This is a genomic window from Clostridioides sp. ZZV14-6153, assembly GCF_020657855.1.
GTDB lineage: Bacteria > Bacillota > Clostridia > Peptostreptococcales > Peptostreptococcaceae > Clostridioides.
Genome location: NZ_JAGWCZ010000002.1, coordinates 42,342 through 57,718, shown reverse-complemented (window position 1 = coordinate 57,718; position 15,377 = coordinate 42,342). Strand labels below are relative to the sequence as shown.

The 15,377-nt window shown below is 27.6% G+C and carries 11 protein-coding genes; 3 read left to right on the top strand and 8 right to left on the bottom strand.

The features are described from left to right. Positions 1 to 158: 158 nt before the first annotated feature. Together KGF46_RS03065 and KGF46_RS03060 are read right to left on the bottom strand one after the other, a co-directional pair. A complete protein-coding gene (locus KGF46_RS03065) occupies positions 159 to 2,426 on the bottom strand; it encodes an EAL domain-containing protein (protein WP_227829188.1) in 2,268 nt (755 codons plus the stop codon). Between the two features lie 296 nt (positions 2,427 to 2,722). After that, positions 2,723 to 4,177 (bottom strand): UDP-N-acetylmuramoyl-L-alanyl-D-glutamate--2,6-diaminopimelate ligase, encoded by a 1,455-nt coding sequence (locus KGF46_RS03060; protein ID WP_227842049.1) that lies wholly within the window; start codon positions 4,175 to 4,177, stop codon positions 2,723 to 2,725. Positions 4,178 to 4,331: 154 nt separating this feature from the next. On the opposite strand from KGF46_RS03060, the gene KGF46_RS03055 reads away from it, so the two are divergent. Further along, the gene (locus tag KGF46_RS03055; protein WP_227829190.1) at positions 4,332 to 5,210 is read left to right on the top strand and encodes an AraC family transcriptional regulator; all 879 of its coding nucleotides are present in this window, start codon (positions 4,332 to 4,334) and stop codon (positions 5,208 to 5,210) included. Between the two features lie 200 nt (positions 5,211 to 5,410). On the opposite strand, the gene ptsG is transcribed toward KGF46_RS03055, so the two are convergent. From ptsG to KGF46_RS03025, 6 genes are all read right to left on the bottom strand, one after another. Continuing rightward, positions 5,411 to 7,492 (bottom strand): glucose-specific PTS transporter subunit IIBC, encoded by a 2,082-nt coding sequence (gene ptsG, locus KGF46_RS03050; protein ID WP_227829191.1) that lies wholly within the window; start codon positions 7,490 to 7,492, stop codon positions 5,411 to 5,413. A 289-nt stretch (positions 7,493 to 7,781) separates the two neighbouring features. Then, positions 7,782 to 8,624, bottom strand: coding sequence for a BglG family transcription antiterminator LicT (licT, locus tag KGF46_RS03045; RefSeq protein ID WP_227842044.1), 843 nt, complete (start codon positions 8,622 to 8,624; stop codon positions 7,782 to 7,784). 258 nt (positions 8,625 to 8,882) lie between these two features. Further along, positions 8,883 to 9,701 carry a hypothetical protein gene (locus KGF46_RS03040; protein ID WP_227861793.1) on the bottom strand — a complete coding sequence of 273 codons (819 nt, stop codon included), beginning with the start codon at positions 9,699 to 9,701 and terminating at the stop codon, positions 8,883 to 8,885. Positions 9,702 to 9,923: 222 nt separating this feature from the next. Further along, positions 9,924 to 10,496, bottom strand: a complete 573-nt coding sequence (locus KGF46_RS03035) for a cation:proton antiporter (RefSeq protein WP_255640440.1) — start codon at positions 10,494 to 10,496, stop codon at positions 9,924 to 9,926. A 61-nt stretch (positions 10,497 to 10,557) separates the two neighbouring features. After that, on the bottom strand, positions 10,558 to 11,529 hold the full coding sequence (locus KGF46_RS03030; RefSeq protein WP_227842036.1) for a dipeptide ABC transporter ATP-binding protein: 972 nt from the start codon (positions 11,527 to 11,529) through the stop codon (positions 10,558 to 10,560). After that, positions 11,530 to 12,507 carry an ABC transporter ATP-binding protein gene (locus KGF46_RS03025; RefSeq protein ID WP_227842034.1) on the bottom strand — a complete coding sequence of 326 codons (978 nt, stop codon included), beginning with the start codon at positions 12,505 to 12,507 and terminating at the stop codon, positions 11,530 to 11,532. It lies immediately after the preceding gene. A 215-nt stretch (positions 12,508 to 12,722) separates the two neighbouring features. Between KGF46_RS03025 and KGF46_RS03020 the strand changes: the two genes are divergently transcribed. Next, on the top strand, positions 12,723 to 14,288 hold the full coding sequence (locus tag KGF46_RS03020; protein ID WP_227842032.1) for an ABC transporter substrate-binding protein: 1,566 nt from the start codon (positions 12,723 to 12,725) through the stop codon (positions 14,286 to 14,288). Positions 14,289 to 14,417: 129 nt separating this feature from the next. After that, the gene (locus KGF46_RS03015) at positions 14,418 to 15,377 is read left to right on the top strand and encodes an ABC transporter permease (protein ID WP_227842030.1); all 960 of its coding nucleotides are present in this window, start codon (positions 14,418 to 14,420) and stop codon (positions 15,375 to 15,377) included.

Genomic DNA, 15,377 nt, shown 5'->3' with positions numbered 1-15,377 from the left:
TCTTTTAGAAAATATCATATGCTCCATATAATGTAAAGTAATACTCTAAACCTAGTTCATATTTTTATACTAAGGTGTTCTTACATAAATAAAGTGAACTTTGACTACACAAAGTTCACTTTCCTTACAAATCTTTATTTTATTTTGTACTAAGCTTTTTAATCTGTACTTATACCTTCAATATCATTCCTATTTAATATCAACTTTTCGTATTCTTCTATTGGCATTGGCTTTGCAAATAAAAATCCTTGAGCCATATCACATCCTATAAATCTTAAAAACTCTGCTTGCTCTAAGGTTTCAACTCCCTCTGAAACAACTTTTATATCAAGTTGCTTTGCCATCTGAACAATGCTTGAAACCACAATTTGACTCTTTTTTGTTTCTTCTACTGTTATAAAAAATTGTCTGTCTAATTTCAAGACATCAATTGGCATATCTTTAAGCATATTTAAAGAAGAATAACCTGAACCAAAATCATCCATAGATATTTTAAATCCTACAGACTTTAGATTTTGCATTATTTTAAACAACATTTTTGTATTATCAAATATTGCACTCTCTGTTAGTTCAATTTCAATTAAATTTGGTTCAATATCATATTCTTTTGCAATGTTTTCAAACTTCTCTATAAAGTCAGGATTTTCAAGATGTACTCTTGATAAATTTACTGATATAGGAAATCTAGGCAAACCTTCATTTTCCCAACGTTTAAAGTTTTTACAAACTTGAATAAATACAAACATATCTAATTCTGTTATAAAACCATTCTTTTCAAAAATAGGAATAAACACACCTGGACTTATTAATCCCTTTTTTGGATGTTGCCAACGTACAAGAGCTTCAGAACCTACTATTTTACCTGTTGATAATTCAATTTTAGGTTGAAAGTATACCTTAAATTGTTCATTTTTTAAAGCATCGTGCATCTCTTGCTCAATATCACGTTCTTCTATAAGAGTTTCCTTTAAATTCTCAGCATAAATTTCATACACTTTTAAGTATTTTCTTTTTACTGTAGTCTTTGCAATCATAGCTTTATCAAGACAAGTAGATATATTTGTTTCTCCATCTTCAATAAAATATACTCCTATAGATGGTATCAGATTAAGTTCCACCCCTAAGCTAGTTTTTATCATAGATAATTTTTTACGCATAATTTCACATATCTCTATAACTGATTCTTTATCCTTCTTTTTTTCAAATATTATAGCAAAATTATCATTTGAAATTCTTGAAAATACAGACTGTTCTTTAAACATATTTTCAATCATCTCTGCAATTTTTCTTAATACTCTATCTCCCTCTTCATATCCAAATCTATCATTTACTAACTTAAATTTATCTATATCAAAATAAATTAAAACTAGATTCTTTTTCTCATGAGTGGATAAAAATTTACCACCTTCCAGATTAAATTTATTTGAATTTCCAATTCCTGTAATGCTATCTTTAAATGCAAATTCTTCTAATCTTTCCTTGCCCTTTTTTTGCATAATCAAGATATAAATTATTAATGATGTAAATATCACAATTAAAACTATACATGCTGATAGTGTAAGTTTTATAATAGCATATGATTTTTCAGATACAGCAGTTCTAGGAACTTCAGAAAAAAGATACCAATCATTAATTCCTATTGGAGCATAACTTAAATAATATCCTTTTCCAGACATATTATAACTTAATGAACCTGATTTAGAATTTTTTATATTTAACTTCATATCATTAAGAGTAGATTTTGATAAGGCATTACTTTTATTTATATATGAAAATAAATTTTCCATATTAGAATTTGCGTTTTTACTACTTGGATTTAAAACAATATCACCACTACTATTAGCTATATAAGAATATCCTTTTCCATTAAACGTTGGTACAGAGAGTATCTTTTCATATAACTTTGTACTATGTGTAGCAAATATAACACCAATAATCTTGTTCCCCTTATAAATTGGTACAGAGTACACATTAATGTCTTTATAGTCTTTTATTACATCTTTTAACTTACCTGTTATGACTACTTCTCCTTGCATTGACTTGGAAAAATAATCTCTCTTAGAAAAATCTTCTACATAACCATCTGTAGTATATGCCATACCATCTGGTAGAATAACGCCCATTCTTTTAAAGGAGCTATTGACAGATTCTCTTTTAAGTATTGAAAGAATATTGTCCAATTCAAAAGATTCTTCTCCTTCAATACATATTGAAATTGATTGTAACAATTTTATATCGCCATTAATTTGTTTTTTTAACACATTGACACTTTGATTTGCTATTTCTGAAAGATATTGATTCGTTTCCTCACCCAGTGTCTTATTCAACTTCGAACCATAAATCAAACAGGAAATTGTAACTACTAAGATACTTATGATAGCAATTATGGATAAACCCTGCCTATTATTTTTTGCATCACCCAACATCATGCTTCCTGCCTTTCCGGAATCTATATGTATATAATTATTATTTTATATTAATTATTCTAACAAATTTACGACAATACTTATTTTTCCATATTTACTGTAATTATACAAAATTATCAACTTTATTACAATAAAAAATTAATTAATATAAGTAATACAATTTTAATAAATTATATTATTTATATTAAGGGTTACTAACATAATTTGTATTAATGTCCACTAACATAAAAAGAATATAATATCAAAATAATTTTGATATTATATTCTTAAAATATATATTTTATTAAATTTTAACCTTACATTTTACTTAAACATTCATTGGCAACCTCTTTATCATCAAAATGATGCTTAACTTTACCTATTATTTGGTAATTTTCATGCCCTTTACCTGTTATAATTACAACATCATCTTTTTTTGCCATACTTATAGCTTCTTCTATAGCTTGCTTTCTATCAGCAACAACATGATAATTTTCTTTTTCCTTATCTATTCCTTCAAGTATATCCTTTATTATTGCTTCTGGTTCTTCAGTTCTTGGATTATCAGAAGTTACAATACATATGTCAGAATATTTTTGTCCAATAGCACCCATTAAAGGTCTCTTTTCAGTATCTCTATCTCCACCACATCCAAATACAGAAATTATTTTTCCTTCTGCAAATTGTTGAGTTGTTTTTAATACATTTTCAAGTGCATCAGGAGTATGAGCATAATCAACAATTACACTTATACCTTTATCGTTTGGTACTGTTTCAAACCTTCCTGATACTCCACTAGAAAGTCTAAGACCTTCTTTATATACTGGTTTAGGTATGCCAAGTATATAACAAGCAGCTATAACAGCTAAGGTATTATATACTGTAAACATTCCTGGAACTGGTATAAATATAACTTCTTCATAAGAAGGAGTTATTAATCTATAAGATACACCATCTGAATCTGATTTTATATCTCTAGCCATAAAATCAGCATTATTTTCAACTCCATATGTGTAACAAGGAACATCTATACCTTTTATATTTTCGTATATCTTTTTACCACCCTCATCATCTATATTTATTATGTTTGCCATAGTAGTCTTAAAAAATAATTTTTCTTTAGCTTTTCTATAATCTTCTAAATCTTTGTGAAAGTCTAAATGGTCTGGTGTTAAGTTTGTGAATATTCCCAGTTTAAAGTCGGTTTCATCAACTCTATTTAATGCTAATGAGTGTGATGAAACTTCCATAGCACAGTAATCACATCCATTATTTAACATATTACTAAAATGATATTGTAAATCTATACTTTCTGGAGTTGTTGAATTAGAAATAATGTCTTTTTCACCATCAAATATTTTTATAGTACCGATAAGACCAACTTTATTTTTATTCAAAGTTAATATTTCGTTTAGTATAGTAGTTATACTAGTTTTTCCGTTAGTACCTGTAACTCCTATAACATTAAATTTTTGTGATGGATGATTATAAAAATTGTCAGCTATCTTTGCCATATCTTCTCTTGTATTTTTTACTTTTATAAACGTATATCCTTTTATGTCTACATCTTCTTCAACAATAAAAGCTTTTGCTCCTTTGTTTATAGCATCTTTTATATACTTATGACCATCTGACACAAATCCTTTTATACATACAAATAATGTACCTTCTGTAACCTTTCTTGAATCATATTGTACATTATTAATATCTATATTTAATTCACCTTTGACACTGATTATATCCAACCCCTGTATAATATCATTTAATTTCATAAATGCTTTCCTCCCTTTAAACTCTTTTTGCTAAAATTACACTTCATGTAATATTATATTAAGAATTTTTTACTATGTGAATGGTTAAAAATGCTTGAAATATTGCAAAAAATGCTCTATAATTCTCTATAATATAATCTAAGAGAGGTCTTTTATGAAAACTACAGACAATAAAATTGGATACTTAAATGATAATTTTAAAATATTTAGTATCAGAGATAAAAAAGACATAGAATTTGAATACCATAATCACGATTTTAATAAGATAATTATATTTATAGATGGAAATGTCACTTATTTTGTTGAAGGAATTCCATATAAACTAAAACCTTGGGACATACTTTTTATTAGCAATAATGAAATTCACAAACCAGTTATTGATTCAAATGTATTTTATGAAAGAATCGCAATATGGATTAGCCCAGAATTTATGAAAAAAAACAGTGATAATACTAGTGATTTAGAAAAATGTTTTAAGATAGCCACAGAAAATAAATGTAATCTACTACGTTTAAATATACATGACATTGAATCACTCAAACTTTTTATTGAGCAAATAAATATTTCTGAATCTAGTAATGAATTTGGAAATGGAATACTAAGAAATACCTTATTCATACAGCTTATGATATTTTTAAATAGAATTTTCTTAAAAAAAGAGAACATAGAATCTATAGAAGATGTATTTTACGATGAAACTATAAAAAAAATATTAAACTATATAAACTTAAATATAGAGAATAAACTTTCTATAGACAGCATTGCATCTGAATTTTTTATAAGCAAATATTATCTTATGAGAAGATTTAAATCTCATACTGGAACATCTATACACAATTATATAATTCAAAAAAGATTGATTTTAGCTAAGTCATTAATAATCAATGGTCATCTTATGAGTGAAGTTTGTAATAAATGTGGATTTAATGATTATTCTAGCTTCGTAAGGGCATTTAAAAAGTATTATGGCGTATCTCCTAAAAACTATACAAACAATAAAAGCCCTTTAGATAGTACTTTGTTAGATGAATAAATAATTATTATAAATTTTATTTCAAAAAAATTAGAGGTATTAGTATATCTATTTTACTAATACCTCTAATTTATTGAAATATAAATCATATATTTTTATTAATTAAACTAAAATATATAACTTTAAATCATGCTTATATAATTACTCAACTTCATAATGTTTTAATTATACACATTAATATATCTATTCAGTTAATATGTCTACCCAATTTTTTCAATACTACCTTTTAATATACTTACACGATTACTTTCTTTTGCTGTAACTTTTCCCTTTTTAATATTTAACTTCTGATTTTGTTCTAAATTCGTAAACACTACTGGACTCATTGTTGATAAACCATTTTTTTCAATATATTCTAAATCCATCTTAACCAGTTTATCCCCTGACTTCACTTCATCTCCTACATTTACAAATACTTCAAACCCATTTCCCTCTAAGTTTACAGTCTCTATACCTAAATGTATAAGTATTTCTACTCCAGTTTTTTTAGATTTGATTATTATTGCATGTTTAGTTGGAAATACAACTCCAATAGTTCCATCTACTGGTGAATAAATTAATCCATCGTCAGATTTAATTGCAAATCCATCTCCCATTAATTTACTTGAAAATACAGAGTCTGGAACTTCTTCTATATCTAAGATTTCTCCATTTGTCAATGAATAAATTTCTTCTTCCACCAAAGTATCGCCTATATTAGTGTTTTCTATGTTATTATTTTTTTCCGTTTTCTTTTTATCTATATTTTTAATATCAGTCTTTTCAACCTTTACTTTTCCCTCTATTATATCTTTTATATTAGATTTTATTGCATCTGATTTTGGACCAAATATAGCTTGAACATTGTTTCCAATAACCATTACGCCTGCTGCTCCAAGTGATTTCAACTTTTCTTTATCCACTTTATCTATATCATTTACAACTAATCTAAGTCTTGTTATACAAGCATCTAAACTTTTTAAATTTTCTTTATTTCCTAAAGCTATTAGTATTTCTGATGCCAACTCATCTTTTGACATTTCACTAGTCTCCACACTAGACTCTGATTCATCTTCTCTTCCTGGTGTCTTTAGGTTAAACTTTCTTATCATAAATCTAAATACACTATAATATAATACTGCAAATCCAATACCTACTAAAATAGCTAGATACCATGGAGTTCTATTAGGAAGTACACCAAATAGTAAGAAGTCTATTAATCCGCCTGAAAATGTGAATCCGATTTTAACTCCTAATAGTTGCATTACTGCATATGATAAACCTGAAAATAAACAATGTACTACAAATAATGCTGGTGCAACAAATAAAAATGCAAACTCTATTGGTTCAGTTATTCCTGTTAAAAAAGATGTAAGTGCAGCTGATGCCATTATTCCTGCTACAAACTTTCTCTTTTCTGGCTTTGCTTCATGTACCATAGCAAGTGCTGCTGCCGGAAGACCAAACATCATAAATGGAAATGCACCTGTCATAAAAGTACCTGCTGTGAAATTTACCCCATCTTTAAGTTGAGCAAAAAATATCTTTTGGTCACCCATTACAAGTTCACCCGCTTTGTTTACATATTCTCCAAATTGATACCAGAATGGATTATGGAAAACATGATGTAAACCAAAAGGTATTAATAATCTTTCTAGAGACCCTTCCATAAATGCTGCTAATGTTTGATTTGCTTCTATAACATTTTTTGAAAAACTAAGTAACCCTTCTTGTATTGGTGGCCAAATAAATGATAATATGATTCCTATTACTATTGCGACTAATGATGTAACAATAGGCACAAATCTTTTACCTGCAAAAAAGCCTAAGTATTGAGGTAGTTCAATTTTATAAAACTTTTTATAAAGATAAGCAGCTACTATACCTATTATGATACCTCCAAATACACCTGTTTGAATTGTTGGTATTCCAACAATACTTGCATACATAGAATTATCTATCATATCTTCTGTGACACCTGCCATAACACCCATAGACGTATTAAGGATTAAAAAACCTACTATAGCTGCCAATGCTGCTACACCTTCGCCTTCAGTTAGACCCACAGCTACACCAACTGCAAATATAAGAGGCAAGTTATTGAATATAATTTGCCCTGAACTTTCCATTATACTTATTATAAGTTGAAATGTAGGATTTGCTAGTGCTGGAAAATGAGCAAGTAACGCATCTCCTGCTAAAGCATTACTTACACCAAGCAATATACCTGCTGCTGGAAGTAATGCAACTGGTAACATTAAAGATTTTCCTACTTTTTGTAAAACACCAAATATTTTTTTCATTTACTTCTCTCTCCTTATTATTTTATATTTTTTAAATAAAAAAGACTTAAGCTTATAAAAAATTACACTAGTAGTTTTAACCCTAAAAATAAATCTCATGTTAATATAAATAAACCTATATCAACCTAATTTTAGAATTAAAAATAAACTGTTATAATTTTTTTATAAACCTAAGTCTTGCCTGCATTATCAGTAACAACCTTAATGTTTTAAAATTATTATATTTCTATTAAATTTTACATAGTATCTTAAGTACCGATATTTAATTTATATTTATTTAGTAATATTATTATGAATTCAACACAGATATAACTCTTTTAATATGTAGTGTTAAATATAATAGTTCATCTTGACTTACATAGTAATCATAATTTTTCTCTACATGTGTCTTTATTTTATATGCACAATTATAATCTTTTTCATACTTTATCTTGATTATATCTACAATATCATTATTAGTATCATTGAGTTCCTCTCTTTTTACTAATCTATTTGCAAAAAACTTTAAGTGTGTAAGAAGTCTATCATAATTTATATCATCTTCTTTAAACTCAACTCTATAATAATATCTTATAATATTGAGTATGTCTTTTACAATTTTAGTAATTAACAGGGATTCCTTTGAACTGCCTTTATAGTTTGAATTTACTATGTGCATAGCTATAAATCCTGCCTCATCTAAAGGAAACTCTACATTAAATTCTTTATTTATATAATCTACAGCCCATTTTCCAATTTCGTATTCTTTTTTGTGAATTCTTTTTATTTCATGTAGTAAATCATTTTTTATAGTTATATTTTCATGATATCTTTTAATTGCAAATGCAATATGGTCAGTAAGTGCTACATATATGTACTCATAAAGCTCAGTATTTAAAATGCCTTCTGCATGAGCAATTACCTCTGTGCTCACCTCAAAAAACTTTTCATCAACCTGGCTTGCTAATTTTCCAATTTTATCTATAAAACTTTCATCTTGTGTTACAAAGGTTCTTTCAATTTTACTTTTATCTACTTCTTGACCCTTCTTTTTTTGAAATCCTATTCCACATCCTGTTAGTATTAATTCTTTTTTTTGGTTTTCATCTAAAACTAATACAACATTATTATTGTAAATTTGTTGAATAATCATAATCAATATCTCTCCCAAAATACAATTTCCCTTATTCATAAAAAAACACCTAAATTAAGATACAATTCACCTGTATATCTTAACTTAGGTATTGCCTGCTTCCCAGTAACAATCCAGTTTGTTAACGCTCATAAATATTGTATTCAATTTATAGCTTTATTCTATTATAAATGATTATATATGTCAAGCAAATTATTGAAAACTATTTCCTATTTTTTTAGTACCAATAAAATTTAAACATTATACAGTTTATAATTTTCATTCTATCATCATCATTTCATCATAAAGAATATTTTCCAATAATTCTTTAGCTACTTCTCTTGATATTTGTTTACTTTCAACTAATTGTTGAATACTATCTCTTTCACTTTGTATTGCCATTAATCTATAGTATCCTACTTTTGCTTCAAATTTATCATCATTATGAATTTTTCTAGTTAACCAATTTAAATAACGATTGTAAAATCTAATTACTATTAATGATTCATGCCTATTATCTTCATTAATATTTTTATTTATAAATGATATAGCTGTCTTTGTAGAAAGTGCATATGCATGGTGAAACTCTTTAATTAGCTCCTTATTTTCAGATATTATTTTTGTAATCTTTTCTTTTACTTCTGTTTTTACTTTTCTATCTATAATCCACATACTTACTTTTAATTTTACAATCTTAAATATTGATTTTTGGACAGATTTTCTCGACTTCGTAATATAAAATCTATATAATTCAAATGCTCTCCCAGAAATTTTTCCATCATTCAATAATTTATTAACAGCTATTAAACCTTGATTATCTTCCTCTGCAATCATCATATTTATGATTTTGTTATCTGGAGTATTTAATATCCCTTTTTCTAAATCTACTAACTGCTCATTTAAGTCATGTATTACTGGCTGTACCTCTTGAGCTTTTTCATTGCTAAGTTTTAAAATAGCCTCTTTTAAAATTAATTTATATGCCTCTCCATCAGACAATAAGTTTTCTGACTTTTGTACATTCTTTTTTAATAGTATTGGTAATAAAACTGTTGCTAGTAATAAACTTATAAGTATGACTTCTGATGATATAAACAAAACAATATCTCTCATTGGAAACATATCTTTATTGTCTAGGTAAAATGGTATAGACAGAGCAGTTGCAAGTGTAAATGTACCATGAACACCACAAGTAGCAACTATTAATGAATATTTCCATCTAGAAGTATCATCTTTTTCATCTTCTTCATTCTTAAATCCTAAAAAACCTATAAAGAAATTATTTAAAGGATTTTTCTTAGTTTTTATAAAAGAACTATGCTATAAATATACCCATATAAATCTTATAATAAATAAAATAACTACAATTAAAATAGCAATAAAAGTTAAATTTAATGCTATTTTTTCGTTTTTAGTAACAATTCCTTGATATATACCTGGTAACAAAAAACCAAGTAATGTAAAAACGAACCCATTTAATACATACTCTAAAACATACCATGTATTATTTGATATTATTCTCAATTTAGTGGTTGTATTTTGTAAATGTTCTTTTTCAATTCCATGGGCTATACCTGCCATTACAACCGTTAAAATTCCAGATATCCCCAACTCTTCTGACGCAAAATATACAAAAAGTGGAGTCATTATCTGTATAACTATTACCATTGGGATTTCTTCTAAATTCCACTTATGCAAACTAAGTCTTATGTTTATAATTACATATCCTAAGATACTTCCTACTATTATGCCTCCAAGTGCAGTAATCAAAAATTGAATACCTACTTCTTTTATTGAAAAAAAGCCTGTAACAGTAGCAAGTACTGCAACTTTAAATGCTACTACTCCTGCAACATCATTTAATAGCGATTCTCCTTCAAGTATATTCATCATATTTTTAAGAAAATCTAACTATTATTTTTATTATATATGTTAAATTTAATTTTGAAAACCTCTATACTAAGTGACATGCAACAAGATGATTTTTTGAGATTTCCTTTAAAGCTGGCACTTCTATTTTGCATATTTCCTTACAATAAGGACATCTTGTATGAAACTTACATCCAGAGGGTGGGTTTGTTGGAGACGGAATATCTCCCTTTAATATAATTCTATTTTTCTGGATTGTGGGGTCTTGTACTGGTACTGCACTCATAAGTGCTTTTGTATATGGGTGTTGAGAATACAAATAAAGTTCTTCTTTTGTCGCAATTTCTATTACAGAACCTAGATACATAACACAAACTCTATGTGCAATATGATTTACAACACTCAAATCATGAGATATAAACAAATATGAAAGTTTATATTTATCTTGTAAATCCATAAGTAAATTTATAATTTGTGATTGAATAGAAACATCCAAAGCAGAAACAGGCTCATCACAAACTATAAACTCTGGATTTAATGCTAAAGCTCTTGCTATACCTATTCTTTGTCTCTGACCACCTGAAAACTCTCCTGGTTTTCTATTTAAATGATACTTAGAAAGACCACAATTTTCTATGATATTTAATATATTCTCTTTTATCTCACTCTTTGGTACTAAATTATGTTCTATAACAGCCTCAGATACTATTTGTTCTACATTTAGTCTTGGATTTAACGAACTATATGGGTCTTGAAAAATCATCTGCATTTTTGGTCTTAACTTTCTAAGTTCTTCCTTTTCTAACTTATATATATCAATACCATTAAATTCAACTGTACCTTCCGTTTTTTCTATTAATCTAAGAATAGCTCTTCCTGTTGTTGATTTTCCACACCCAGATTCTCCAACTATAGCTAAAGTTTCTCCCTTTTTTAAATCAAAAGATACTCCATCCACAGCCTTTACATATTTGACTTCCTTATTAAATAATCCAGAATTAACTTCAAAATATTTTTTAAGACCTTCTACTTTTAATAAACTTTCTTCTTTTTTCATTTATATCTCCTCCTTTTTATATAACCAACATGCGATACTATGACCATTTTGTAGTTTTATTAAAGGAGGTATTTGAGTTCTACATTTGTCACGTACTTTTTCACATCTATCACTAAAATAACATGAATCTGGGATACCAATTGGATTGGGTACTTGTCCTGGAATTGAATATAATCTATTACCTACATTTTTACCAAGAATAGGCTTTGACTTTAAAAGTCCAATAGTATAAGGATGTTTTGGATTTTTAAACAACTCAACAACATCTGCTACTTCTATAATTTTACCCGCATACATTACAACTACTCTGTCACACATTTCTGCAACTACTCCCAAATCATGTGTAATCATCATTATAGATGTATTTAATTTTTCTTTTATATTTTTCATTATATCTAAAACTTGGGCTTGAATAGTAACATCTAGAGCTGTTGTAGGTTCATCGGCTATAAGTAATTTGGGGTTACAAGATAAAGCCATAGCTATCATTATTCTCTGTCTCATACCACCTGACAATTCATGTGGATAAGAATCATATATTTCTTTAGCTCTTGGTATCTCTACCAGTTTTATCATATCTATTACCTTTTTTTTAGCTTCTTCTTTTGATAAACCTTGATGTAGCATTACCCCTTCAATAATTTGATTTCCAACCGTAAATGCTGGATTTAGAGAAGACATTGGTTCTTGAAAAATCATAGATATTTCATTACCTCTTATTTGTCTAAGTTCATTTTCTTTCATTTTTAAAATATCTTTTCCTTGAAAAATTATTTCCCCACTTTCTATTTTTGATGTTGGAATTAGTTTCATCAAAGACATTGCTGTTACAGATTTACCACATCCAGATTCTCCAACTATCCCAACTGTTTCTCCTTCATTTATATCAAAACTTACTCCATTTACACTTTTCACAATACCTTTATCTGTATGAAAATACACTTTTAAATCTTTAAACTCAACTAGTGTTTTATTCATTATTTTCTCCTCTCAGCATAATTGCTTAAAATAACATACACTTTCTGATTTTATTTCATAAAATTTTAAAATACAACTTCTTTTTACATTTTATTGTTTTTTCTATCAATCAAATCGACACAATAGTTAATTTCTATACTTATTGATTTAATAATGATTATTATTATAAAATAAAGGATATGTGTTAAATATTATTTTAGGAGGTTTTATAAGATATGAAATTCAAAAAATTGGCATCATTAATCTTAGTTTCATCATTAATGCTTACATTTACAGCTTGTAGTTCAAATGATAAAGACAAATCCAGTGCAGGAGAAAGTAAATCTGGTGGAACTGTTGTAATCCCTATGGCAAGTGACCCAGATATAATCAATGGTGCTTTTGCAAATGTTAAAGAAGATTCTCTTGCATCAAATATAGTTTATGCTCCTCTTTATACTTATGAAAAAGGAAATTTAGTAAATTATTTAGCAGAAAAAATAGATTTTAAAGATAGTAAAGAACTAACTATAAATTTAAAATCTGATTTAAAATGGCATGATGGAAAACCAATAACTGCTGATGATGTTTTATTTACATTTAATACAGTTTTAGATGAAAAACAAAATTCTCCATCAAGACAATACTTATTAGTAGGTGAAAAACCAGTTAAAGTAGAAAAAACTGATGATTTAACTGTTAAAATTACCTTACCTACTGCAAGTGACTCTTTCTTATATGGTATCTCTAAGATTGCTCCAATACCTAAACATGTATTTGAAGGTGAATCAAACATAGCTAAATCAGAAAAAAATAATAATCCAGTTGGTTCTGGTGCATTCAAATTTAAAGAATGGAAAAAAGGTGAAAGTATAGTATTTGAAAAAAATACAGATTACTTTGGTGGAGAAGCAAAAGCAGACTCTATAGCATTAAAAATAATACCTAATGAAGCATCTCAAGAAGCTGCTTTAAACAATGGTGAAATTTCACTTATGAAGACATCTGCTGAAGGATACGAAAAAGCAAAATCAAATTCAAACTTACAAACTTATACTTATAGTGAGGAAAGATTAAACTATATTGTATTTAACCAAAATATAACAAATATGGCTAATAAAGAAGTAAGACAAGCTTTATCATATGCTCTAAATAGAAATGAAATGATAGAATCAGCATATGGAAAAGAAGGTTCTGTTCCTGCAAAATCTATATTAGTTCCAGAAGCAGACTTCTATACAGAAGAAGGTGTTGAAGGATATGACCAAGATGCAAATAAAGCTAAAGACTTATTAGCTAAGAGTGGTGTTAAAATTGATAAACTAAAAATAGGTTATAACACAGGTAGATTTGGTCATAAAAACTATGCTCTAGTAGCTCAACAAGAGTTGAAAAAAATAGATATAGAAGCTGAAATAGTTCCTTATGAAAGTAAAGCTTTCTTCAATGTATTATTCAGTAATAGTACTGAGTGTGATATGTATGTAAATGGTTATGCTTGGGGATTAGAACCAAACCCATATAGAGGTATGTTTGAAACAGGACAATATTGTAATCAAACTAAATATTCTAACCCTGAAATAGATGCTTTATGGGAAAAAGGATTTACTGAATTAGATAAAGAAAAACGTAAAGAAATATACAAACAAATACAACAAGATGTATCTAAAGATGCTCCTATCTACACTATAGACTATGAGCAAAACTTAATGGCAGCTCAAAAGAATCTAAAGGGAATAGAAGAAGCTAAGCCATCTCCTGCAATATTGTTTGAAGATTGGTCTAAACTATATACAGAATAATTGTTGTAAAATTTTATATTATTAATTAGAAAAGGAGATGTCTAAAAATAATATGACAACTTTGAACTCATTGTCCATTGTTTTGTTATTTTAAAATAAGACATCTCTTTTAATTAGGAGAATTTGTTTATGTTGAAATTAATATTAAATAGAATAAAGGTTTTGATACCTATGTTAATCCTAATATCCATACTATCATTTGGTCTTTTGGAGTTAGCTCCTGGCGACCCAGCAGATGCCTATATAAACCCTTTAATGTCTGCACAAGATATTGAAAACATAAGAATTAACATGGGACTTGATAAGCCCGTTTATGTTAGATATCTAGGATGGCTAAAAAACACTTTAAGTGGAAATCTAGGTACTTCTTATATAAATTATATGCCTGTTACAGATCAAATTATTGAAAAAATGGGAAATACAGTTGTGCTTATGGGAACTGCTTTAGCATTTTCAATACTGGTGGCTGTTCCACTTGGAATATTTTTAGCTGTAAATAAAAATTCAATAACCAGTAAAATATCATCTATCTTTAATTATGTAGGTGTTTCTATTCCTTCTTTTTGGATAGGAATGATACTTATTTCAATTTTTTCAGTGAAATTTAATATTTTCCCATCTGGAGGTATGCATACAATTGGAAATGATAGCTTTGGAGATTTAGTAAAACATTTAGTCCTACCTGTCATAACTTTGGGACTATATAATACAGCTATTTTTACAAATTATGTAGAAGCTAGTGTAAGTGAACAATTAAAAAAGCAGTATGTTACAACAGCAAGGGCAAAAGGCCTATCAGAAAAAGTCATACTTTTTAAACATGTATTGAAAAATTCTCTGACATCATTAATTACAATCCTTGGTATGAGCATACAAAAATTAGTGACTGGTGCCTTTGTTACAGAAGTAGTTTTTTCTTGGCCAGGTATGGGTAGATTAATGATTGATTCAATTTTTTCAAGGGACTACACTATAATTATGGCAATAACTATGTTGTCAGCACTTTTCTTAATTTTAGGTAATTTAATTGCTGATATATTATATTTATTAATTGACCCTAAGATTAAATCTAGCAAAGGAGGATTTTAA

Excerpts from the sequence above, each read along its gene's own strand:
- KGF46_RS03065 (WP_227829188.1), bottom strand. The coding sequence starts at position 2,426 with ATGTTGGGTGATGCAAAAAATAATAGGCAGGGTTTATCCATAATTGCT.
- KGF46_RS03060 (WP_227842049.1), bottom strand. The coding sequence starts at position 4,177 with ATGAAATTAAATGATATTATACAGGGGTTGGATATAATCAGTGTCAAA.
- KGF46_RS03055 (WP_227829190.1), top strand. The coding sequence starts at position 4,332 with ATGAAAACTACAGACAATAAAATTGGATACTTAAATGATAATTTTAAA.
- ptsG (WP_227829191.1), bottom strand. The coding sequence starts at position 7,492 with ATGAAAAAAATATTTGGTGTTTTACAAAAAGTAGGAAAATCTTTAATG.
- licT (WP_227842044.1), bottom strand. The coding sequence starts at position 8,624 with ATGATTATTCAACAAATTTACAATAATAATGTTGTATTAGTTTTAGAT.
- KGF46_RS03035 (WP_255640440.1), bottom strand. The coding sequence starts at position 10,496 with ATGATGAATATACTTGAAGGAGAATCGCTATTAAATGATGTTGCAGGA.
- KGF46_RS03030 (WP_227842036.1), bottom strand. The coding sequence starts at position 11,529 with ATGAAAAAAGAAGAAAGTTTATTAAAAGTAGAAGGTCTTAAAAAATAT.
- KGF46_RS03025 (WP_227842034.1), bottom strand. The coding sequence starts at position 12,507 with ATGAATAAAACACTAGTTGAGTTTAAAGATTTAAAAGTGTATTTTCAT.
- KGF46_RS03020 (WP_227842032.1), top strand. The coding sequence starts at position 12,723 with ATGAAATTCAAAAAATTGGCATCATTAATCTTAGTTTCATCATTAATG.
- KGF46_RS03015 (WP_227842030.1), top strand. The coding sequence starts at position 14,418 with ATGTTGAAATTAATATTAAATAGAATAAAGGTTTTGATACCTATGTTA.